23 protein-coding genes and 1 tRNA gene are annotated in these 19,004 nt (G+C 70.0%); 9 read left to right on the top strand and 15 right to left on the bottom strand.

What is annotated here, in order from left to right; all coding sequences use genetic code 11:
* Positions 1–17 precede the first annotated feature (17 nt).
* Positions 18–1,241 (top strand): RNA-guided endonuclease InsQ/TnpB family protein, encoded by a 1,224-nt coding sequence (locus ACWC1K_RS36440; protein WP_450837192.1) that lies wholly within the window; start codon positions 18–20, stop codon positions 1,239–1,241.
* A 56-nt stretch (positions 1,242–1,297) separates the two neighbouring features.
* Here the strand turns inward: ACWC1K_RS36440 and ACWC1K_RS36435 are convergent, their stop codons facing one another.
* The 9 genes from ACWC1K_RS36435 to ACWC1K_RS36395 form a co-directional block, all read right to left on the bottom strand.
* Positions 1,298–2,002, bottom strand: a complete 705-nt coding sequence (locus tag ACWC1K_RS36435; RefSeq protein WP_450837191.1) for a hypothetical protein — start codon at positions 2,000–2,002, stop codon at positions 1,298–1,300.
* A 39-nt stretch (positions 2,003–2,041) separates the two neighbouring features.
* Positions 2,042–2,965 carry an RNA polymerase sigma factor SigF gene (locus tag ACWC1K_RS36430; protein ID WP_450837190.1) on the bottom strand — a complete coding sequence of 308 codons (924 nt, stop codon included), beginning with the start codon at positions 2,963–2,965 and terminating at the stop codon, positions 2,042–2,044.
* 246 nt (positions 2,966–3,211) lie between these two features.
* Positions 3,212–4,051 (bottom strand): RNA polymerase sigma factor SigF, encoded by an 840-nt coding sequence (locus tag ACWC1K_RS36425; RefSeq protein ID WP_450837189.1) that lies wholly within the window; start codon positions 4,049–4,051, stop codon positions 3,212–3,214.
* A gap of 170 nt (positions 4,052–4,221) precedes the next feature.
* Positions 4,222–4,515, bottom strand: coding sequence for a Dabb family protein (locus tag ACWC1K_RS36420; protein ID WP_351477540.1), 294 nt, complete (start codon positions 4,513–4,515; stop codon positions 4,222–4,224).
* A 20-nt stretch (positions 4,516–4,535) separates the two neighbouring features.
* Complete coding sequence (locus ACWC1K_RS36415; RefSeq protein ID WP_384259040.1) at positions 4,536–4,712, bottom strand: hypothetical protein; 177 nt, start codon at positions 4,710–4,712, stop codon at positions 4,536–4,538.
* A gap of 83 nt (positions 4,713–4,795) precedes the next feature.
* Positions 4,796–4,880: transfer RNA gene (locus ACWC1K_RS36410), tRNA-Ser, on the bottom strand.
* Between the two features lie 76 nt (positions 4,881–4,956).
* Positions 4,957–5,382: a tRNA adenosine(34) deaminase TadA gene (tadA, locus tag ACWC1K_RS36405; protein ID WP_351477534.1), complete on the bottom strand. Its 426-nt coding sequence runs from the start codon at positions 5,380–5,382 to the stop codon at positions 4,957–4,959.
* A gap of 59 nt (positions 5,383–5,441) precedes the next feature.
* Complete coding sequence (locus ACWC1K_RS36400) at positions 5,442–5,969, bottom strand: tRNA adenosine deaminase-associated protein (RefSeq protein ID WP_450837188.1); 528 nt, start codon at positions 5,967–5,969, stop codon at positions 5,442–5,444.
* A 240-nt stretch (positions 5,970–6,209) separates the two neighbouring features.
* The gene (locus tag ACWC1K_RS36395; RefSeq protein WP_030938598.1) at positions 6,210–6,404 is read right to left on the bottom strand and encodes a hypothetical protein; all 195 of its coding nucleotides are present in this window, start codon (positions 6,402–6,404) and stop codon (positions 6,210–6,212) included.
* Between the two features lie 151 nt (positions 6,405–6,555).
* Here ACWC1K_RS36395 and upp point away from each other — a divergent pair, with 151 nt between their 5' ends.
* A complete protein-coding gene (gene upp, locus ACWC1K_RS36390; RefSeq protein ID WP_450837187.1) occupies positions 6,556–7,191 on the top strand; it encodes a uracil phosphoribosyltransferase in 636 nt (211 codons plus the stop codon).
* Positions 7,192–7,290: 99 nt separating this feature from the next.
* Here upp and ACWC1K_RS36385 read toward each other — a convergent pair whose 3' ends face one another.
* The 6 genes from ACWC1K_RS36385 to ACWC1K_RS36360 all read right to left on the bottom strand — a co-directional run bounded on the left by ACWC1K_RS36385 (position 7,291) and on the right by ACWC1K_RS36360 (position 10,432).
* Positions 7,291–7,929 carry a LytR C-terminal domain-containing protein gene (locus tag ACWC1K_RS36385; protein ID WP_450837186.1) on the bottom strand — a complete coding sequence of 213 codons (639 nt, stop codon included), beginning with the start codon at positions 7,927–7,929 and terminating at the stop codon, positions 7,291–7,293.
* Positions 7,930–8,040: 111 nt separating this feature from the next.
* Complete coding sequence (locus tag ACWC1K_RS36380; RefSeq protein ID WP_003999914.1) at positions 8,041–8,337, bottom strand: type II toxin-antitoxin system VapB family antitoxin; 297 nt, start codon at positions 8,335–8,337, stop codon at positions 8,041–8,043.
* Between the two features lie 181 nt (positions 8,338–8,518).
* Positions 8,519–8,641, bottom strand: a complete 123-nt coding sequence (locus ACWC1K_RS36375; RefSeq protein WP_351477522.1) for a hypothetical protein — start codon at positions 8,639–8,641, stop codon at positions 8,519–8,521.
* 57 nt (positions 8,642–8,698) lie between these two features.
* Complete coding sequence (locus ACWC1K_RS36370; RefSeq protein WP_450837185.1) at positions 8,699–9,013, bottom strand: hypothetical protein; 315 nt, start codon at positions 9,011–9,013, stop codon at positions 8,699–8,701.
* A gap of 80 nt (positions 9,014–9,093) precedes the next feature.
* Positions 9,094–9,759, bottom strand: coding sequence for an HdeD family acid-resistance protein (locus ACWC1K_RS36365; protein ID WP_450837184.1), 666 nt, complete (start codon positions 9,757–9,759; stop codon positions 9,094–9,096).
* Between the two features lie 79 nt (positions 9,760–9,838).
* A complete protein-coding gene (locus ACWC1K_RS36360) occupies positions 9,839–10,432 on the bottom strand; it encodes an HhH-GPD-type base excision DNA repair protein (protein WP_450837183.1) in 594 nt (197 codons plus the stop codon).
* 90 nt (positions 10,433–10,522) lie between these two features.
* Between ACWC1K_RS36360 and ACWC1K_RS36355 the strand changes: the two genes are divergently transcribed.
* From ACWC1K_RS36355 to ACWC1K_RS36325, 7 genes are all read left to right on the top strand, one after another.
* The gene (locus ACWC1K_RS36355) at positions 10,523–12,667 is read left to right on the top strand and encodes a penicillin acylase family protein (RefSeq protein WP_450837182.1); all 2,145 of its coding nucleotides are present in this window, start codon (positions 10,523–10,525) and stop codon (positions 12,665–12,667) included.
* A complete protein-coding gene (locus ACWC1K_RS36350) occupies positions 12,660–13,253 on the top strand; it encodes a GNAT family N-acetyltransferase (RefSeq protein WP_450837181.1) in 594 nt (197 codons plus the stop codon). Before ACWC1K_RS36355 ends, ACWC1K_RS36350 begins: the two co-directional genes overlap by 8 nt.
* Positions 13,250–13,729, top strand: a complete 480-nt coding sequence (locus ACWC1K_RS36345; protein ID WP_450837180.1) for a cupin domain-containing protein — start codon at positions 13,250–13,252, stop codon at positions 13,727–13,729. Before ACWC1K_RS36350 ends, ACWC1K_RS36345 begins: the two co-directional genes overlap by 4 nt.
* Before the next feature lie 120 nt (positions 13,730–13,849).
* Complete coding sequence (locus ACWC1K_RS36340; RefSeq protein WP_450837219.1) at positions 13,850–15,586, top strand: copper resistance CopC/CopD family protein; 1,737 nt, start codon at positions 13,850–13,852, stop codon at positions 15,584–15,586.
* A gap of 251 nt (positions 15,587–15,837) precedes the next feature.
* Positions 15,838–17,148, top strand: a complete 1,311-nt coding sequence (locus ACWC1K_RS36335; RefSeq protein WP_450837179.1) for an ABC transporter substrate-binding protein — start codon at positions 15,838–15,840, stop codon at positions 17,146–17,148.
* Complete coding sequence (locus tag ACWC1K_RS36330; RefSeq protein WP_450837178.1) at positions 17,148–18,125, top strand: carbohydrate ABC transporter permease; 978 nt, start codon at positions 17,148–17,150, stop codon at positions 18,123–18,125. Before ACWC1K_RS36335 ends, ACWC1K_RS36330 begins: the two co-directional genes overlap by 1 nt.
* Positions 18,122–19,003, top strand: a complete 882-nt coding sequence (locus tag ACWC1K_RS36325) for a carbohydrate ABC transporter permease (protein WP_351477497.1) — start codon at positions 18,122–18,124, stop codon at positions 19,001–19,003. Before ACWC1K_RS36330 ends, ACWC1K_RS36325 begins: the two co-directional genes overlap by 4 nt.
* The last annotated feature ends 1 nt before the right edge of the window (position 19,004 follow it).

Here is a 19,004-nt window from a genome sequence, read left to right as displayed (position 1 = left end):
CGGGTAGCGTCCTTGCCGTGCAGCTCAGGTATGCCTTCCGTCTCTACCCCACCAGCGGTCAACAGGCCGTGCTGGGTCGGGCGTTCGGCTGTGCCCGTGTTGTCTACAACGACGCTGTCCGCGCCCGGCGCGAGGCCCACGCCCAGGACCGTCCGTATCCGAAGCTCGGTCTGCTGTCCCGCCTGCTGATCACCGAGGCGAAGCGGCGGCCCGAGCGGGCCTGGCTGGGCGAGGTCTCCGCGGTGGTGTTGCAACAGGCGCTGCGCGACTGCGAGCGCGCCTACGCCAACTTCTTCGCCTCCCTCAAGGGCGAGCGCAATGGGGCGCGGGCGGGTGAGCCGCGCATGAAGTCCCGCAAGGACGCACGGCAGTCCATCCGCTTCACCGCCAACGCTCGCTGGTCGATTACCGCGTGCGGGAAGCTGAACCTGCCCAAGATCGGCGCGGTGCAGGTGAAATGGTCCCGCGCTCTGCCCGCCGTGCCCTCCAGCGTCACCGTCATCAAGGACGCGGCCGGCAGGTATTTCGCCTCCTTCGTCATCGACACCGACCCGGCCGCCGACGCGACCCGGATGCCCAACACCGACCGCACCATCGGCATCGATCTCGGCCTCACCCACTTCGCCGTCCTCTCCGACGGCACGAAGATCGACTCCCCTCGCTTCCTCCGGCGCGCGGAGAAGAAGCTGAAGAAGGCCCAGCGGGAGCTGGCCCGCAAGCAGAAGGGATCAAAGAACCGGGCCAAGGCCCGCCTCAAGGTCGCCCGCGCTCACGTCGAAGTGGCGGACGCACGCCGTGAGTTCCACCATCAGCTCTCCACGAAGCTGATCTCCGAGAACCAAGGGATCGCCGTGGAGGACCTGGCGGTGATAGGACTCGCGCGCACGAAGCTGGCCAAGTCCGTGCACGACGCCGGATGGGCACAGTTCCTCAGCATGCTGGCCTACAAAGCACAGCGGTACGGCCGCAGCCTGGTCAAGATCGGCCGGTTCGAGCCGACCTCCCAGACCTGCTCCACCTGCGGCGCCGTGGACGGACCCAAACCCCTGAACATCCGAGAGTGGACCTGTGCCGCCTGCGGCACCGTCCACGACCGCGACACCAACGCCGCGATCAACGTGAAGACGGCCGCCGGACTGGCGGTGACGGCCTGCGGAGCGCCGGTAAGACCGGGAGCAATTCCGGCACAGCGCGAAGAAACAGGAAGCCACGGGCTCCCGACCGGAAACCGTGCCGCGTAGCGGCACGGCAACGATCGAGAAGGCCAGAATCTCCGGGCTTCAGCCCGGAGAGCAAGTCAATTCCACTGGACGGTGACGTCCCGCGTCTCGATGTGCATGCCGAGCGGCACGCGCCAGGCGTCGACGCACACCGTCCAGGTCTTCTCCTTGCGCACCCCGGCCCCGATCGGCACCGGAAGCCCGGCGGTCTGCTCGACGGTCCCCCAGTCGATCCCGAGGGCGCCGATGATGTGCGTCCCGAAGGTCACCGTGCCGGAACGCACCGCGCTGCCGCCGGAGTTGGCGAAGTCCAGCGTGACGTCCTCGCACCAGCGCTTGTCGGTTGCTTTCCGGGCCGGGTCGCTCCAGGTGACAACCGCGGGCCCAGCGGTGGCCGTGCGGCCGGGAGTTGTCGTCGGCGACGCCGAATCCGTCGCCGTACGGCCGGCCTTGGCGCCGTCACCCGGGGAGCCGGCGAACTGGTCGGGCGCCGCTGCCGGGACGCCGGGCGAAGTCCTGCTCCCGGAGCCGGTGCCGCCCTCGGCCGCAGGGGCGTCCCGGCGGTCCTTCCGCGGTCCGTCCAGCGGTACGAACGTCACCCCGCCCGTCGGCGCCACGGCCGTACCGGACGCCTGAGGCGCACCGCCCACCGGTCCCGTGGCGACGTACCCCTCCGCCCCGCCGCCCCCGCACGCGGCCAGCGCGGCGCCCAGGCAGACGACGGCCGCCGACGCGCCGATCACGGCGCCTCGACGGCCAGGTGTCCATGTCGTCCGAAGCATCGCGCCAGTGTGGCTGACACTCCGTCAGGAAGGAAGGGCTCAGTCGGAGATGAGCCCCTCCCGCAGCTGTGCCAGGGTCCGGGTCAGCAGCCGGGAGACGTGCATCTGCGAGATGCCGACCTCCTCGCCGATCTGCGACTGGGTCATGTTGGCGAAGAAGCGGAGCATGATGATCTGCCGCTCGCGGGGCGGGAGTTTGGCCAGCAGGGGCTTGAGGGACTCGCGGTACTCGACGCCCTCCAGGGCGGTGTCCTCGTAGCCGAGCCGGTCCGCGAGGGATCCCTCGCCGCCGTCGTCCTCGGGCGCCGGGGAGTCCAGCGAGGAGGCCGTGTACGCGTTGCCGACCGCGAGGCCGTCGACCACGTCCTCCTCGGAGACGCCGAGCACGGCGGCGAGTTCGGGGACGGTCGGGGAGCGGTCCAGCTTCTGGGAGAGCTCGTCGCTGGCCTTGGTGAGGGCCAGGCGCAGCTCCTGGAGGCGGCGCGGGACCCGCACCGACCACGAGGTGTCGCGGAAGAACCGCTTGATCTCGCCGACGACCGTCGGCATCGCGAAGGTCGGGAACTCCACGCCCCGTTCGCAGTCGAAGCGGTCGATCGCCTTGATCAGGCCGATGGTGCCGACCTGGACGATGTCCTCCATCGGCTCGTTGCGCGAGCGGAAGCGGGCCGCCGCGTAGCGCACCAGCGGGAGGTTGAGCTCGATGAGGGTGTCCCGGACGTAGGCGCGCTCGGGGCTGTTGTCGTCGAGTGCGGCGAGCCGCAGGAAAAGGGAGCGGGACAGGGTGCGGGTGTCGATGGCATCCGAGGCCGGCGGGGCCGGGATGTCAGCGGCCGTAAGGGCCGGGGCCGGTGCGGTGTCGACGGCTGCCATCGCGTCGATGGAGCCGGGCACGGCGTCGGCGGGCGCTGACTCGCTCTTCGTGAGCGTGAGCACCTTCGAGCTGCCCTGGTCTGCGGACATGCCACCCCCTCTGGGTCGCGGGACGGTCGTGGCCGGAGCTCCTCTGGCGAGGAGTTCAGCCTTCACCTGAATACCGGAGCCGAAGCCGCGGCAAACGCGCTTGGGGAAGAATGTCACATGTCGGCAACACGCTGTAGTGACATGTCGACATGCGAGATGCGAATCAGCCCTGGAAAAAGGGGGTCTGAGGCTTTTTCAGCGCAGAACTGTCGGGAACGGCCCTGGTGAGCGATTCGCTCGTGCCGGTTACGCCTCGATCCTGTTTGCGGATCGCAGCCGCTGGAAGCTACGCGCGAGTAGCCGCGAGACATGCATCTGGGAGACGCCGAGTTCCGCACTGATCTGCGACTGGGTGAGGTTGCTGTAGTAGCGCAGAAGAAGGATTCTCTGTTCCCGTTCCGGGAGTTGCACGAGGAGATGGCGGACGAGGTCGCGGTGCTCGACGCCGTCCAGGGCCGGATCCTCGTAGCCGAGCCGGTCCAGCAGCCCGGGCAGCCCGTCGCCCTCCTGGGCCGCCTCCAGGGAGGTCGCGTGGTACGACCGGCCGGCCTCGATGCAGGAGAGCACCTCCTCCTCGGTGATGCGCAGCCGTTCGGCGATCTCGGCGGTCGTCGGGGTGCGCCCGAAGGCGGTCGTCAGGTCCTCGGTCGCGCTGTTGACCTGCACCCACAGCTCGTGCAGCCGGCGCGGGACGTGGACCGTGCGGACGTTGTCCCGGAAGTAGCGCTTGATCTCGCCGACGACGGTCGGCATCGCGAAGGTCGGGAACTGCACGCCCCGGTCCGGGTCGAAGCGGTCGATCGCGTTGATGAGCCCGATGGTGCCGACCTGGATCACGTCCTCCATCGGCTCGTTGCGGGAGCGGAAGCGGGCGGCCGCGTAGCGCACGAGCGGGAGGTTGGCCTCGATGAGCGCCCCGCGCACCCGGTCGTGTTCCGGCGTGCCCGGCCCCAGCCCCTTCAGTTCGCCGAAGAGGACCTGGGTGAGGGCCCGGGTGTCGGCACCGCGGCTGCGCGGCGGTGCGGCGTCCGGCGGGGCCTCGGCGGCCTCCAGGGGCGGTGCTTGAGGCGCAGTACTGGCCGGCACGGTCAACTCCACCTCGCAATCGATCAATGTATTCGGCAAAAGCGGTCATAGCATCACAAGAGATGTGCACTGTGCGCAAGCACCGCATAACGCCGTGTTGAGGGCAAGTTGGGGCTCAATACGCATAAAGGCCCTGCGCCTTCATGGCGCAGGGCCCAGCGGGGTCCGGCTCAGTACTCGTAGTCGGCGATCACCCAGGTGGAGAACTCCTTCCACAGCGTCACGCCCGCCTGGTGCTCCGGATGCTCGACGTAGCGGCGCAGCGCGGCCACGTCGTCGAAGCCGGAGTTGATGGCGAAGTCGTACGCGATGGGGCGGTCGCTGATGTTCCAGCCCAGCTCCCAGAAGCGGATCTCGGGGATCTTCCCGTCCAGCGACCGGAAGGCGTCGACGCCCTCCAGGACGCGCGGGTCGTCGCGCTCGACGCCCTCGTCGAGCTTGAACAGGACGAGATGGCGGATCATGTGCGCTCCTAGCTGCGGGCCTAGTGGGCGCCGTTGGCGAGCCAGGTGAAGAAGTCGCCTATGGCCTTGGCGGCGTCCGATATGCCCTCGAACCCTATCTGGACGTAGTCGGCCGCCTTGGCCGGGTCCGTGATGATGACGTACAGCGCGAAGACCACGAGCGCATAGACGGCGATCTTCTTGGCATTCACCGCCATTGCGGCCTCCCCAGTCACTGTTGCCCCACGACCGCACATGATCGCACGAAGGGCCCCGTCTCTCGACGGGGCCCTTCCCAGAGCGGTAGCGGAGGGATTTGAACCCTCGGTGACTTGCGCCACACTCGCTTTCGAGGCGAGCTCCTTCGGCCGCTCGGACACGCTACCGAGGGAGACCTTACAGCACGCCGGGCAGTGCTTTGAAATCGGTATTCGGGGTCGGTGTCCAGGGGTCGGTCGGTCTTCAGCGGGAGCGGAAGAATTCGGTGAGGATCCGGGCGCATTCCTCGGCGAGCACGCCCTCGATCACCTCGGGGCGGTGGTTGAGCCTCCGGTCGCGTACGACGTCCCAGAGGGAGCCGGCCGCGCCGGCCTTCTCGTCGCGGGCGCCGTAGACGACACGGTCCACGCGGGACTGCACGAGCGCGCCCGCGCACATCGTGCAGGGCTCCAGCGTGACGACGAGGGTGCAGCCGGACAGCCGCCACTCCCCGAGGTCGGCCGCGGCCCGGCGGATCGCGAGGACCTCGGCGTGCGCCGTCGGGTCACCGGTGGCCTCGCGTTCGTTGTGTCCGGCGCCGAGCACGGTCGTGCCGTCCGGGGCCAGCACGACGGCGCCCACGGGCACGTCGGCGCCGGCCCGTCCGGCCTCGTCCAGGGCGAGCCGCATCGCGGCCCGCCAGCGGTCGCGTACCGGGTCGGGGGTGCCTCCTTGGGTCGCTGCAGCGGTCAGCGGACGGTCTCCAGGACCTCCGAGGCGCCCAGGGCCTCGGCGATCGTGTTCAGGGCGTCCTCGTCGAGGGTGCGCAGCTCCTTGGCGCCGACACCGAGGTCGTCGAGGATCTCGGCGTCGCCGACGGGGCTGTGCGGCACGGACTCGGCGGACGGCGCGTCCTCGTCGCCGTCTTCCTCGTCCTCACCGTCCTCGGTGCCGTCGAGGTCGAGGGAGTCCAGGTCGGGGTCGTCGTCGCCGGGCTCCCTTCCGAGCAGTTCGTCGGTGAGCAGGATCTCGCCGTAGCTGCTGCGGGCAGCGGCGGCGGCGTCCGAGACGTAGATACGAGGGTCGTCCTCGCCGTCGACGCGGACGATGCCGAACCAGGTTTCTTCCTGCTCGATCAGGATGAGCACCGTGTCGTCCTCGGTCGAGGCTTCCCGGGCGAGGTCGGCGAGATCCGACAGGGTTTCCACATCGTCGAGCTCTGTGTCGCTCGCTTCCCACCCGTCTTCGGTGCGCGCGAGCAGTGCGGCGAAGTACACCGTGACTCTCCCACTGGTCTTAGGCGTGCCGGTTGGAGGTCCCCCCGGCGGGGCTCAGGGCGGGGAGAGCTGTGCTCCGAGCCCCACCCACTCGGAATCGTGGCAGAAACAAGGCGTTCAGGGGACGTCTTCGGCACCCTGTGTCCGCCGTCTTTGATCGGCCACGAGCGGGATCGTACGCGGCGATCGGCGTGTGCACGCAACGGGTTGCCCTCAGGCGCGTCCCGAGTCGGCCCCGGGCTACCAGCGGAAAGTGCGCATGCGCATGGCGTGGCGCAGCCGTGCGGTCTTCGCGCGCCTGGGCTGGACACGGTCCCGCAGCTCACGGGCTTCGGCGAGGTCACGCAGGAACTGGGCCCTGCGGCGCCGGCGCTCGGCGTCGGTCTCGGCCGACGGCGAGTCCTGTCGGGTTTCACGCTCAGGCAGGTCAGGCATGGGCACACCACCCCCCGGTACGTCCTCCCACTTTCCCTCTGATGGGCGGTTTGATGCCAGCTCGGGTCCAAGGAGCGAGGGCGAAGCCCTCTCGAAGCAGGGCGGCGGTGGGAGGCGGGTGGGCGCAACGGGGCGCGGTTACTGTTAGGGCATGCGTCTCCACGTCGTCGACCACCCCCTGGTCGCCCACAAGCTCACCACGCTGCGCGACCAGCGCACCGACTCCGCGACCTTCCGCCGTCTCGCCGACGAGCTGGTCACCCTGCTCGCCTACGAGGCCACGCGCGACGTGCGCACCGAACAGGTCGACATCACGACGCCGGTCTCCGCGACCACCGGCGTCAAGCTGGCCCGCCCGCGGCCCCTGGTGGTGCCGATCCTGCGGGCCGGCCTCGGCATGCTCGACGGCATGGTCCGGCTGCTGCCGACGGCCGAGGTGGGCTTCCTCGGCATGATCCGCAACGAGGAGACGCTGCAGGCGTCGACGTACGCCTCCCGCATGCCCGAGGACCTCTCCGGGCGTCAGGTGTACGTCCTGGACCCGATGCTGGCCACCGGGGGCACCCTGGTCGCGGCGATCCAGGAGCTGATCAAGCGTGGGGCGGACGATGTGACCGCGGTGGTGCTTCTCGCGGCCCCCGAGGGGGTCGAGCTCATGGAGCGTGAGCTGGCCGGCACGCCGGTGACGGTGGTGACGGCGGCCGTCGACGAGCGGCTCAATGAGCACGGGTACATCGTGCCGGGGCTGGGGGACGCGGGGGACCGCCTCTACGGGGCGGCCGAGTAGGCGTGCGCTGTAGCGCCCTCAGGGGCGCGGGGAACTGCGCGACCAGCCACCACGGACCCGCAGTCCCCGCACAACCGCACCCCTATGGCGCGATCGCGCTCAGCAGCTCTTCTTCGAAGACGTGGGCGTCGGCTGCGGGTTCGTCAGTGCCGCCAGCGCCTTGTCCGCGGCTGCCTTCGGGGTGAGGTCCTTGAAGGCCGTGCCGAGGATCAGGTCGACGGCGGTGCCCTTGCGGGTGTCGGCCCGCTTCTCGGCGCCGGCGAGCTGCGTGGCGAGCACGGGCAGCGAGCTGTTCAGGGTCGACGGGGCGCCGAGCAGTATGGCGGTGCCCTTGACCTTCTTGTCGAACTCCTTGGACGCGTTGCCCACGTCGCCGATCTTGAAGCCGCGCTTCTTCAGCTCGTCCGCCGTGTTCTTGGCCAGACCGCTGCGCTCGGTGGCGTTGTAGACGTTGACCGTGATCGTGCCGGGCTTGGGCGCGGCGGCTTTCCTGGTGTCGGCCGACGGGCTCGCCTTGGCCGTGCAGTCCGCCTTGGGGCCGGCCGCCGAGGCCTTCTCGCCGCCGCCGGTGAAGAGGTCGATGAGCTGCAGCGTGCCCCAGCCGACCAGGCCGAGTGCGGCGACGGAGGCCACCAGGGCGACCCCGAGCCTGCCGCGCCGGCGCCTGCGCATCCGTGGGTATTTGTCCCCCGTGATCCGGTACTTGCCGCCCATACCCGGGGGGGTCAGCATGCTCATGAGCGCAGCGTAGTGCGCCCGGGCGGCGATGCCTACTAGATGATCATTCGAGGCCGCACAGGTGAACCCGAAAGGGCCAAGCCGTCACCGGCAGGCCTTCGGGAGCATGCGTCAGTCGAGTTCGAGCACGCGCGCGTGCAGCACCTGGCGCTGCTGCAGCGCGGCCCGCACCGCGCGGTGGAGGCCGTCCTCGAGATACAGGTCGCCCTGCCACTTGACGACGTGTGCGAACAGGTCGCCGTAGAAGGTCGAGTCCTCGGCCAGGAGAGTCTCCAGGTCGAGCTGTCCCTTGGTGGTGACGAGCTGATCGAGGCGGACCGGGCGCGGCGCGACGTCCGCCCACTGCCGGGTGCTTTCCCGGCCGTGGTCGGGGTACGGCCGGCCGTTTCCGATGCGCTTGAAGATCACACGGAAAGCCTACCGGTCAAGACCTTCCGGGCGCAGCCATGGCGACGCAGTGCGGGTACCGAAAAGAAGTTGCAAATCGGGACAAACAATCCGTACGGGTGTTACGCACAGGCTGTGGACGGTGCCCGTCGGCCCGGCGGAGGCGGTGGTTCACGGGGAACATCCGCCTCCGCCGGCACAGTCAGCGGTCCCGCTCCTTCGGGGGCTGCTTCGGCTCCGGCTGCTTCAGATTCTGTTTCGGTGCGTTGCGCGCGGCTTCGGCGCGCAGCAGGGCGCGCAGGACCGCGTACGGGTCGGTGGGCATGGCTGTGTTCCTTGGTTCCTTGCGTGGTGACTGACTTTTCCGGGGGGTCGGGATCTGTCAGCAGCGCAGGACCACGGAGCGCAGGGCGTGCAGGGCGTACGGCGGCCGGGGCGGAGTGGAGAGGTGGCGGGCCGCGGGCGTGTCGAGGGGCGGGGCCTGGAGCGGGGCGGGGCGCAGGGCCACGACGGTGCGGTGCAGAGCGTCGGCCGGTGGCCGCACGGCCGCGTCCAGGGCGTCGTACTCGACGATCTCCGTGGCCGAGGGCGGTGCCGCATGCACCTCGGCGTGGGCGCCCGGGACCAGCAGGGCGAGCAGCAGGACGAGCGTCCGCAGCCAGGCGTGGCCGCGGGAGAGGCGTCGTACGGTGCTCACGAGAGGTCATTTGCCCATGGTTTGTCCCGCCTTGAGCATGTCGGGGCCGAGAACCGCCCGTTCGGGGGACCCGATACGGCTCAAAGGGTGCGTGGCACCTCCCGGGCCCGGCTCCGGATGCGGATCGCGGTGACGATCTCGACCACGCCGACCGCGACCAGCCAGATGCCGCCGACCAGGGTGAGGACGGCGACCGATGCGAACGGAGAGTCGATCAGCACGATGCCGCCGAGGAAGGTCACGATCCCGAGGAAGATCTGCCAGCCGCGGGCCGGCATGGTGCTGTCCGAGGCGGCGGCCAGGGTCTGGGTGATTCCGCGGATGAGCCAGCCGATGCCGATCCACAGGGCCAGCAGCAGGATCGACCGCATCGGGCCGCGCAGACAGAACAGGCCCAGCAGGATCGACAGGGAACCGCTGATGAAGGCCAGGATGCGCAGGGCCGTGGTCGTGTGTGTGCCGAAGGCGGCGACCAGCTGGAAGATGCCGCTGACCAGGAGGTAGACGCCGAAGAGGACGCCGACCACGAGCAGCGAGGCGTCCGGCCAGATCAGGACCAGGAGGCCGAGGACCAGGGAGGCGACGCCGGTGAGCAGGACGACCTGCCAGGCGGCGCGGGAGAGGGCGTGCAGGGGGCCTTCGAAGGGGAGCTCCGGCCCATGCGGGCCCGGCTCGCGTCCGGCGGCGTGGACCTTGCGGTCGTCGTCCTGTGGGCCCGCGGAGGAGCCGCTCGATGGCTCGGTCATGTTCCATGGTTGGACCTGCCGCGGTCGGCGCGCCACCCCTGGGAGCCGGTCGGCTGACGGCTGTCTCCCGCCGCCTGCGCTATTTCCCGGCGGCCTTCGCGGCCTTCGCGGCCGCCTTCATCTCCTGCTTGTGCGCCCGGACCTTGGCCAGCGACTCCGGTCCCTCGATGTCGGCGACGGAGCGGTGGCAGTTGGCCTCGCCGTATCCGCCCGCGGCCTCCCGCCAGCCCTCGGGCCGTACGCCGAGCTGTTTGCCCAGCAGCGCCAGGAAGATCTGCGCCTTCTGCCTGCCGAAGCCGGGCAGCTCCTGGAGGCGCTTCAGAAGCTCGCGCCCGTCGGCCACGTCCTTCCAGACGAGCTCGGCGTTGCCGTCGTAGTGCTCGACGAGGTACTGGCACAGCTGCTGGACGCGTTTGGCCATGGAGCCCGGGTAGCGGTGCACGGCCGGCTTCTCGGAGAGCAGTGCGGCGAAGGCGTCCGGATCCATGACGGCGATCTCGTGCGCGTCCAGGTCGTCGGTGCCCAGGCGGTCCGCGATCGTGCGCGGCCCCTTGAACGCCCACTCCATCGGGACCTGCTGATCGAGCAGCATCCCGACGAGGGCGGCGAGCGGGGAGCGTCCGAGGAGCTCGTCGGCCTGGGGGTCCTGGGCGAGGTGCAGGGTGACGTCCATGCCTCCGATCATGCCGCTTTCGCGCCTCGCGTACGATTCCAGCACGAATTACTAAGGCAAGGCTTGCCTTAATTGGCTGGGGGTTGCAGCGTGACGATCGAGATCCACCGCGACGTGTGGGGCATCCCGCACCTGCGCGCCGGCAGCGCCCGCGAACTCGCCCGCGCACAGGGCCTGGTGACCGCCCGCGACCGCGCCTGGCAGCTGGAGGACGGGCGGCACCGTGCGCGGGGCACCTCGGCGTCCTTCCTCGGCCCTCAGGCCCTGCCCTGGGACCTGTTCGCCCGGCAGGCCCGCCTCGACGACACCGCCCGGCGCTGCTGGGCGGCCCTGGAGGAACGGGACCCGGAGACGGCGGACTGGGTGCGGGCGTACGTCGACGGGGTCAACGACGGACTGGAAAGCGGTCCTGCGGCCCCCGAGTTCGACGTCGTCGCTCTCGCCCCCGGACGCTGGGAGCCCTGGACCCCGCTCGGCATCTGGCTCGCCACGCACATCCTGTTCGCCGGGTTCCCGGCCAAGCTGTGGCGCGAGCACGCCGCGGCGCACCTGGGCGAGGAGGCCGTCGGCCTGTTCGCCGCCGACGGGCCCGGCAGCTCCGGCAGCAACGGCTGGCTGGTCGGCGGGGCGCGGACCACGACCGGTCACGCCGTCATCGCGGGGGACCCGCACCGGCTCGTCGAGGACCCCGGGGTCTATCAGCAGATTCACCTCTCCTGCCCGGAGTTCGACGTCGTCGGTCTTGCCGTGCCGGGCGTTCCCGGTATCGCTCACTTCGGCCATGCCGGCACGGTCGCCTGGGCGATCACCAACGCCATGGCCGACTACCAGGACCTGTACCGGGAGCGGCTGCGGCGTACGGGGGCCGGTGTGGAGGCCCTCGGGCCGGACGGTTTGTGGCGGCGGGCCTCCCGGCACACGGAGAGCGTCGAGGTGGCGGGGGAGGGGGCGGTCGAGGTCGAGGTGATCGAGACGGAGCGGGGGCCGGTGATCGCCGGGGGGATCTTCGCCCCCGCCGCCCCTTCCCTTCCCGTCCCTGGGGGCTCTGCCCCCAGGCCCCCGGTCGGCCTTGAAGGGGCCTTGTCCTCAAACGCCGGACGGGCTGGAATCGCCCTGCGCTACCCGCCTCGCGTCACCAGCGACCTCGGCTTCAGTGCGCTCCTCCCCCTCCTGCGGGCCCGGCGGGTCGCCGATGTGGACCGTGCTGTCGACCTGTGGGCCGAGCCCGTCAACGTCGTTCAGGCCGCCGACACCGAAGGCGGTCTGCTGCACCGTGTCGCGGGGCGGGTGCCGGTGCGGGCCGAGGCCAATCGGCGTCGGCTGGTCCCGGCCTGGGAGCCCGGGCACGAGTGGCGGGGCTGGCACGAGATGCCGCGAGCCGCCGAACTCACCGACTCCGTCGCGGTGATGGCCAACCAGCGCGGCCTCGCGACCCCGCTCGGCGTCGAGTTCGCCCCGCCCCACCGCGCGGACCGCATCGCCGCGCTGCTGGCCAGGAAGGAGCGGTGGTCGGCGGGCGACATGCCGGCGATCCACACGGACACCCATCTCGCCTCCTCCGCACCCCTGTTGGACCACCTGGCCGCCCTCGAGGACCTCTCCCCCGAGGCCGCCGCCCTGCGCGAGCGCCTGCTGCGCTGGGACCGCCGTATGGACGCGGGCAGCACCGACGCGGCGGTCTACGCGGCGGTGCGCGGCGCGGTCGTACGGCATCTCGCGGCACACCCCTCCTTCGCCGCACTGTCCACTCCGCCCGACTGGCCCGAGGTCTTCCTCCCCTGGCTCGCCCTGCTCCCGCGCATCGGCTTCGCCCTTGAACACCTGCTGAGCGCCGAGGAGTTGTACGGCGTCGACCGGGCGGACGCCGTGCGGGCGGCCCTGGAGGAGGTGGCCGCCGAGCCGCCCGCCGGAACGTGGGGGGACACCCACCGGCTCGCTCCCTGGCGGGCGCTCACCCGGGTGCCGTACGAGGGGCCGGGGCTCTCGGGCGACCACGACTGTGTGCTGTGCACCTCCGCCGTGCCCGGGCTGACCGATCTGGCCGCGCGCGGGCCCGCCGCCCGCTACGTGTGGGATCTGGCCCGCCGCGAGGACAGCCTCTGGGTCGTTCCCTTCGGCGCGTCCGGTGTCCCGGGCTCGCCCCACCACGACGACCAGCTCCCCTTGTGGCTCAAGGGCGATCTCGTCCCGGTCGTCACCGACTTCGACCTCCTGGAGAAGGAGACCCATGAGTGACGTGTACGTCCACGAGGAGAGCGTCGACGGGTTCGGCACCGTCCGCGTCCGTCCCCTCGACCCGCAGGGGGACGCGGAGGTCGTCCACCGCTGGGCCGCCGAGGAGCGTGCCGTCTTCTGGGGCATGAACGGCCTCACCCGCGGCCAAGTGGCCGGGATCTACGCGCACCTGGACACCCTCGACACCCATCACGCCTTCCTGCTGCTCAAGGACGGCACACCGGCCGCACTGCTGCAGACGTACGAGCCGGAGGCCGACCGGGTCAGCGAGTGCTACGAGGTGCAGGCAGGCGACATCGGCGTCCATGTCCTGCTCGCGCCCGCCGGCCCTGACGGGACGCGGTCCGGCTGGTCGACGGCGCTGTTCGGAGTCATCACGTCGTATGTCCTGAAGGGCCTGGACCGGCGCCGGATCGTGGTCGATCCCGATGTGCGCAACACGAGGGCGATCGCCCGTTTCCTGCGGCAGGGGTTCGAGGCGGGTGGGGCGGTCGTGCTGCCCGAGATCGACCTCCCGGACGTGTACCTGCCCGAGAAGCAGGCTCAACTGGCCTTTCTGCGGCGGGAGGTAGCCTTCCCGGAATGACTCCCGAGGACCTTGTCGCGCACTACGGAATGGAACCGATCCCGCGTGAGGGCGGCCTGTTCCGCCAGACCTGGGCGGGCCCCGAGCGCGCCGACGGACGGCCGGAGGGCACCGCCATCGTCGCCCTGCTGACGGCCGACGACCACTCGGCCCTGCACCGCCTGCCCACCGACGAGATCTGGCACTTCTACCTGGGCGATCCGCTGGAGCTGCTGCTCCTCGCCCCGGACGGGACGTCCAGGACGGTGGTGCTCGGACCGGACGTGCTCGGCGGCCAGCAGCCGCAGACGACCGTGCCGGCCGGCACCTGGATGGGCGGACGGGTCCTCGCGGGCGGGGCATGGACGTTCTTCGGGTGCACGATGGCGCCCGGGTTCACCTTCGAGGGCTACGAGCACGGGGACGCGGCCGAGCTCACCGCCCGGTACCCGGCCGAGGCCGACCGGATCGCGGAACTGTGCCGTCCGGAGGCGTAGTGAATGCCCGGCGCGTCGCGTCCGTACCTATGCGAAGGCGGGAAGGCCGGGACGGAGAGCGGCGTGGGATGTGACGGTGAGCGCAGGGAGCGGCAGCGGCGGCGGGGAGTTCAGGGGCTGGTGCTGCTCGGTGCCGTGCTGGTGCTGCTCGTCCTCGGGGGTGCGGGGCCCGCGTCGGCCCATGCGGCCCTCAAGTCCACCGACCCCGAGGACGGCACCGTCCTCAGGTCGGCGCCCCGCTCCCTCACCCTGACGTTCACCGAGTCCGTCGGTCTGCTGGACGACTCCTTCCGCGTCCTGGACCCAAACAACCAGCGGGTGCGCACGGGCGGGGCACAGCACGCCGGGGGACGTCCCGACACGGCGAGCGTGACCCTGCCGAAGCACCTCGCCAAGGGCACTTATGTCGTGGCCTGGCGGGTCGTCTCGGCGGACAGCCACCCGGTGGGCGGCGCGTTCACCTTCTCCGTCGGCAAAGCCTCCGCGACGGCCGCCACGGTGGACACCGGGCCGGTCGAGAACCCGGCGACCGCCAGTCTCTACAACATCGCCCGCTATCTGGCCTACCTGGCGGCGGCCCTGCTGATCGGCACGGCCGCCTTCGTGGCCCTGTGCCGCCCCACGGACCGCGGCCCGCTGCACAAACCCCTGGTCGTGGGCTGGTGGACGCTGCTCGGGACCACCCTGGCGCTGCTGGCGCTGCGTGCTCCGTACGAGACCGGCACGGGCCCCGCGACCGCCCTCGACGCCTCCGCCCTCACCCGCACCCTCACGGGCCGTCCGGGGCTGGCCCTGCTGGCCCGCCTCGCCCTGCTGCTGGTCGTCGCCGTGTTCGCCGTACGAATCCGCAAACGCGACGCATGGCCGCGCCCCCTGCTCGCCGCCGGCGGAGCCCTCGGCGTGGCTCTCGCGCTCACCTGGGCCGCCTCCGAGCACGCCTCGGCGGGCATCCAGGTGCCCCTGGCGACGGCGTCCGCCGTACTGCACCTGCTGGCCATGGCGGTCTGGCTGGGCGGCCTCACGGCGCTGCTGGTCGCGCTCCACCGCACCGAGCTCCCTCCGGCAGTCGTGGCCCGCTTCTCCCGGATCGCCTTCGCCTGCGTGGCCGTCCTGGTCGTCACCGGCGTCTACCAGTCCTGGCGCGGGCTGGGTTCCTGGAGCGCGCTCACCGGGACGACGTACGGGCGCCTGCTGGTGGCCAAACTGGCCGCCGTGGTGCTCCTGCTGGCGGCCGCGGGGCTCTCGCGGCGCTGGACCGCGCGGCTGGTGGCGGCGGACGCCGCGACGGCCGTACGGGAACGGGTCCCGCAGCCCGTGGGCGGGCCTGCCGCGGCCGCCGTGGAGGAACCGGCCGCCCCGGCCGCCCACGGCACGAGCCGGCGCAATCTGCGCCGCAGTGTGCTCGCCGAGGTCGCCGTCGGCGTGGTGGTGCTGGTGCTCACGACGGTGCTCAGCAGCACGCTGCCGGGCCGCGCGGCCGCCGAGGCGGCCGAGGCGCCCGCGACGGCCGGCGGGCTGCCCGCCGCGTCGGTCACGACGATCCCCTTCGAGGTCGGCCGCGCACGCGGCAAGGTGCAGATCACCCTCGACCCGGGCCGCGTCGGCGACAACACCGTGCAGGCGGTCGTCTTCGGACCCGACGGCGGCATCGTCACCGTCCCCGAGCTGCGGCTCTCCCTCAGCCTGCCCGCGCAGAAGATCGGCCCGCTCGACGCCGGGTTGACCGATCAGGGCGGCTACTGGGGGACCAGCTCGCTCACCGTGCCCTTCGCCGGAACCTGGACCATGAAGGCCACGGTCCGGACGTCCGAGATCGACCAGGTCAGTGTGACGAAGTCGGTCCGGATCGTCGCCTAGCAGGCCTTGGCCGCGACGCGAATCCGGCATTTACTCTCAACTCCGGGCGGGATCGTTCGATCACTCGGACCGAAACGATCACGAACATGTCGGTCACATTTCCACAAAGGTCCCCGGCGGCTCTTGACGCATGACCGGACATAGGACTGATATAAGCGCCACGATGTTCGGTCGAGTTGATTTATGGTCGGTTTCGACTTTTTTTCGACGTGGCGTAGTTGTGACCGAACCCCTGCCTCCAGGAGCCGCACATGGACCTCTCCCCGTCGGGTCTCTCCCTTCCCGCGACCAGCCGTCGCAGTCTGCTGCGTGGTGCCGGTGGCGCAGCCCTGCTCGCGGGTGCGGGCATACCCCTGCTGTCCGCGTGCGGCAGCAGTGGGTCCTCCTCGGACCCGAAGACCGTCAGTCTCGGCTCCAACTCCTCCGACGCGGTGCCCAAGAAGGCCTTCGCGGAGATCTACGCCGCCTTCACCAAGAAGTCCGGCATCAAGGTCGACGTGAACACGAAGGACCACAACACCTTCCAGGAGCAGATCAACTCCTACCTCCAGGCCACGCCGGACGACGTGTTCACCTGGTTCGCGGGCTACCGCATGCAGTTCTTCGCGGCGAAGAAGCTCGCGACCCCGATCGACGACGTGTGGCAGAAGATCGGCGGGAACTTCCCCGATGCGATGAAGCAGCTGTCCAAGGGCGAGGACGGCAAGTACTACTTCGTGCCGCTGTACACGTACCCGTGGGCGCTCTTCTACCGCAAGAGCGTCTTCCAGCAGCACGGCTACAAGGTCCCCACGACGTGGGACCAGCTGGTGGCCCTGTGCAAGCAGATGAAGAAGGACGGCCTGGTCCCGATCGCGTTCGGTGACAAGGACGCGTGGCCGGCGATGGGCACCTTCGACCAGATCAACTTCCGGCTCAACGGCTACGACTTCCACAAGTCGCTGATGGCGGGCAAGGAGGCGTGGACGGACCCGAAGGTCAAGGCGGTCTTCGACCACTGGTCCGAGCTGCTGCCCTACCACCAGGACGGCTTCATGGGCCGCACCTGGCAGGACGCCGCCCAGACCCTGGTGTCGAAGAAGGCGGGCATGTACGTCCTCGGTTCCTTCGTGGCCCAGCAGTTCACCAACAAGGCCGACCTCGACGACCTCGACTTCTTCGCCTTCCCGGAGATCAACCCGCAGTTCGGGCAGGACACCGTGGAGGCACCCACCGACGGCTTCATGGTCTCCAAGGCGCCCAAGAACAAGGCGGGTGCCGCGAAGCTGATGGAGTTCCTGGGCACGCCGGAGGCCGAGCAGATCTACCTCAAGGCCGACTCCAGCGTCGTGGCCGCCTCCAGCAAGGCCGACACCTCGTCGTACACGCCGCTGCAGAAGAAGGCGTACGACATGATCAGCAACGCCAAGAGCCTCACCCAGTTCATGGACCGCGACTCGCGGCCGGACTTCACCTCCACGGTGATGCAGCCGGGTCTGCAGAAGTTCCTCCAGAACCCCAAGGGCGTCGACAGCCTGCTGTCCTCGATCGAGCGCCAGAAGAAGACGATCTTCGCGTCCTGATGAGCTCCGAGACGACCACGAAGACCCCGGAGGCGGCCGTGCCGGCTCCGGGGCCCGCGCCTGTCCACACGCGGGTCCCGCAGGGCCACAAGCGCCTGCTGACCCGCCGTGACCGCATCACGCTCGGCTTCATGGCCGGCGTGCCCACCGTCCTGCACGTGGCCCTGGTCTGGGTCACCGCGCTGGCCTCCATCGCGCTGGCCTTCACCACCTGGGACGGCATCGGCTTCGACTCGATCAAGTGGGTGGGGCTGGACAACTTCAAGCAGTTGTTCACCGACAACCCGCAGTTCTGGCCGGCCGTCCAGCACAACATCATCTGGTTCGTGGTGCTCATCCTGATCCCCACCCCGATGGGCCTGTTCCTGGCCGTCCAGCTGGACAAGAAGATCCGCTTCTCCCGGGTGTACCAGACCGCGTTCTTCCTGCCGGTCGTCGTGTCGCTCGCGGTGACCGGCTTCGTGTGGCAGCTGGTCTACAACCCCGACACCGGCCTCATCAACAGCCTGATCGGGGCGAACAAGCCGGGCCACTACATCGACTGGATCGGCAACCCGCACCTGAACCTGTGGGCGGTGCTCATCGCCGCGTCCTGGCGGCACACCGGCTACATGATGATCCTCTACCTGGCCGGTCTGAAGGGCGTGGACCCGTCCCTGCGGGAGGCGTCCTCACTGGACGGCGCCAACGAGTGGCAGACGTTCAAGAACGTCATCTTCCCCACCCTGCGCCCCACCAACACCGTCGTCCTGGTGGTCACGATCATCGAGGCGCTGCGCGCCTTCGACCTGGTGTTCGTGTTCAACAAGGGCGCCCAGGGCACCGAACTCCTGTCGATCCTGATCACCAACAACATCATCGGCGAGTCCAGCCGGATCGGCTACGGCTCCGCGATCGCGGTGGTGCTGCTGGTCATCTCCCTCGCGGTCATCATCCCGTACCTGATCGCGACCTTCCGGAAGGAGCGGCGCGCATGAGCACCATCGCCTTGAAGAAGCGCACGCCGGTCCGCCCGGCCCGGATCCTGCTGCACACGTTCCTGGTGGTCACCGCGCTGGCCTGGCTGGCCCCGCTGCTGTGGGCCGTCTTCGCGGCCCTGCGGCCGTACTCGGAGACCAGCAACCGGGGTTATGTCTCCTGGCCGCACAAGCTGAGCCTGGAGAACTTCACCAACGCCTTCCAGCAGTCGGACATGCTGCACTACTTCGGCAACACGCTGATCATCGCGGTCCCGGCCGTGCTGATCACGCTGCTGCTGTCGTCGATGGTCGCCTTCTACGTCAGCCGCTTCGACTTCCGGCTGAACATCTTCCTGCTGCTGGTGTTCACCGCGGGCAACCTGCTGCCGCAGCAGGTCATCATCACCCCGCTGTACCGGATGTACCTGCTGATCGACCTGCCCGGCATCACCGTGTCCGGCAAGCTGTACGACTCCGCGCTCGGCCTGGTGCTCATCCATGTGGCGTTCCAGTCCGGGTTCTGCGCCTTCGTCCTCAGCAACTACATGCGGATGCTGCCGCACGAGCTGACCGAGGCCGCCCTGGTCGACGGGGCGTCGGTGTGGCGCATGTACTGGCAGATCGTGCTGCCGCTGTGCAAGCCCGCGATGGCCGCCCTGGCCACCCTGCTCTCGATCTGGATCTACAACGACTTCTTCTGGGCGATCGTGCTGATCTCCACCGGCGAGAACATGCCGATCACCTCGGCGTTGAACAACCTCTCCGGGCAGTACTTCACCGACCCCAACCTGGTGGCCGCGGGCGCCCTGCTCACCGCGATCCCCACCCTGATCGTGTACTTCGTACTGCAGCGCCAGTTCGTCAGCGGACTGACCCTGGGCGCCAACAAGGGCTGAG

The sequence above is a fragment of the Streptomyces sp. NPDC001492 genome (assembly GCF_053597275.1).
Note: the sequence above shows the minus strand (reverse complement) of the source record. Positions and strands in the feature narration are given on the sequence as shown.

What these genes read in the sequence shown, in the direction of transcription:
- ACWC1K_RS36335 (WP_450837179.1), top strand. Translation starts at nt 15,838, where the DNA reads ATGGACCTCTCCCCGTCGGGTCTCTCCCTTCCCGCGACCAGCCGTCGC.
- ACWC1K_RS36415 (WP_384259040.1), bottom strand. Translation starts at nt 4,712, where the DNA reads ATGGCGGTGAATGCCAAGAAGATCGCCGTCTATGCGCTCGTGGTCTTC.
- upp (WP_450837187.1), top strand. Translation starts at nt 6,556, where the DNA reads ATGCGTCTCCACGTCGTCGACCACCCCCTGGTCGCCCACAAGCTCACC.
- ACWC1K_RS36430 (WP_450837190.1), bottom strand. Translation starts at nt 2,965, where the DNA reads ATGTCCGCAGACCAGGGCAGCTCGAAGGTGCTCACGCTCACGAAGAGC.
- ACWC1K_RS36330 (WP_450837178.1), top strand. Translation starts at nt 17,148, where the DNA reads ATGAGCTCCGAGACGACCACGAAGACCCCGGAGGCGGCCGTGCCGGCT.
- ACWC1K_RS36360 (WP_450837183.1), bottom strand. Translation starts at nt 10,432, where the DNA reads ATGGACGTCACCCTGCACCTCGCCCAGGACCCCCAGGCCGACGAGCTC.
- ACWC1K_RS36435 (WP_450837191.1), bottom strand. Translation starts at nt 2,002, where the DNA reads ATGCTTCGGACGACATGGACACCTGGCCGTCGAGGCGCCGTGATCGGC.
- tadA (WP_351477534.1), bottom strand. Translation starts at nt 5,382, where the DNA reads ATGCGGCTCGCCCTGGACGAGGCCGGACGGGCCGGCGCCGACGTGCCC.
- ACWC1K_RS36395 (WP_030938598.1), bottom strand. Translation starts at nt 6,404, where the DNA reads ATGCCTGACCTGCCTGAGCGTGAAACCCGACAGGACTCGCCGTCGGCC.
- ACWC1K_RS36325 (WP_351477497.1), top strand. Translation starts at nt 18,122, where the DNA reads ATGAGCACCATCGCCTTGAAGAAGCGCACGCCGGTCCGCCCGGCCCGG.
- ACWC1K_RS36345 (WP_450837180.1), top strand. Translation starts at nt 13,250, where the DNA reads ATGACTCCCGAGGACCTTGTCGCGCACTACGGAATGGAACCGATCCCG.
- ACWC1K_RS36365 (WP_450837184.1), bottom strand. Translation starts at nt 9,759, where the DNA reads ATGACCGAGCCATCGAGCGGCTCCTCCGCGGGCCCACAGGACGACGAC.
- ACWC1K_RS36385 (WP_450837186.1), bottom strand. Translation starts at nt 7,929, where the DNA reads ATGAGCATGCTGACCCCCCCGGGTATGGGCGGCAAGTACCGGATCACG.
- ACWC1K_RS36420 (WP_351477540.1), bottom strand. Translation starts at nt 4,515, where the DNA reads ATGATCCGCCATCTCGTCCTGTTCAAGCTCGACGAGGGCGTCGAGCGC.
- ACWC1K_RS36375 (WP_351477522.1), bottom strand. Translation starts at nt 8,641, where the DNA reads ATGCCCACCGACCCGTACGCGGTCCTGCGCGCCCTGCTGCGCGCCGAA.
- ACWC1K_RS36350 (WP_450837181.1), top strand. Translation starts at nt 12,660, where the DNA reads ATGAGTGACGTGTACGTCCACGAGGAGAGCGTCGACGGGTTCGGCACC.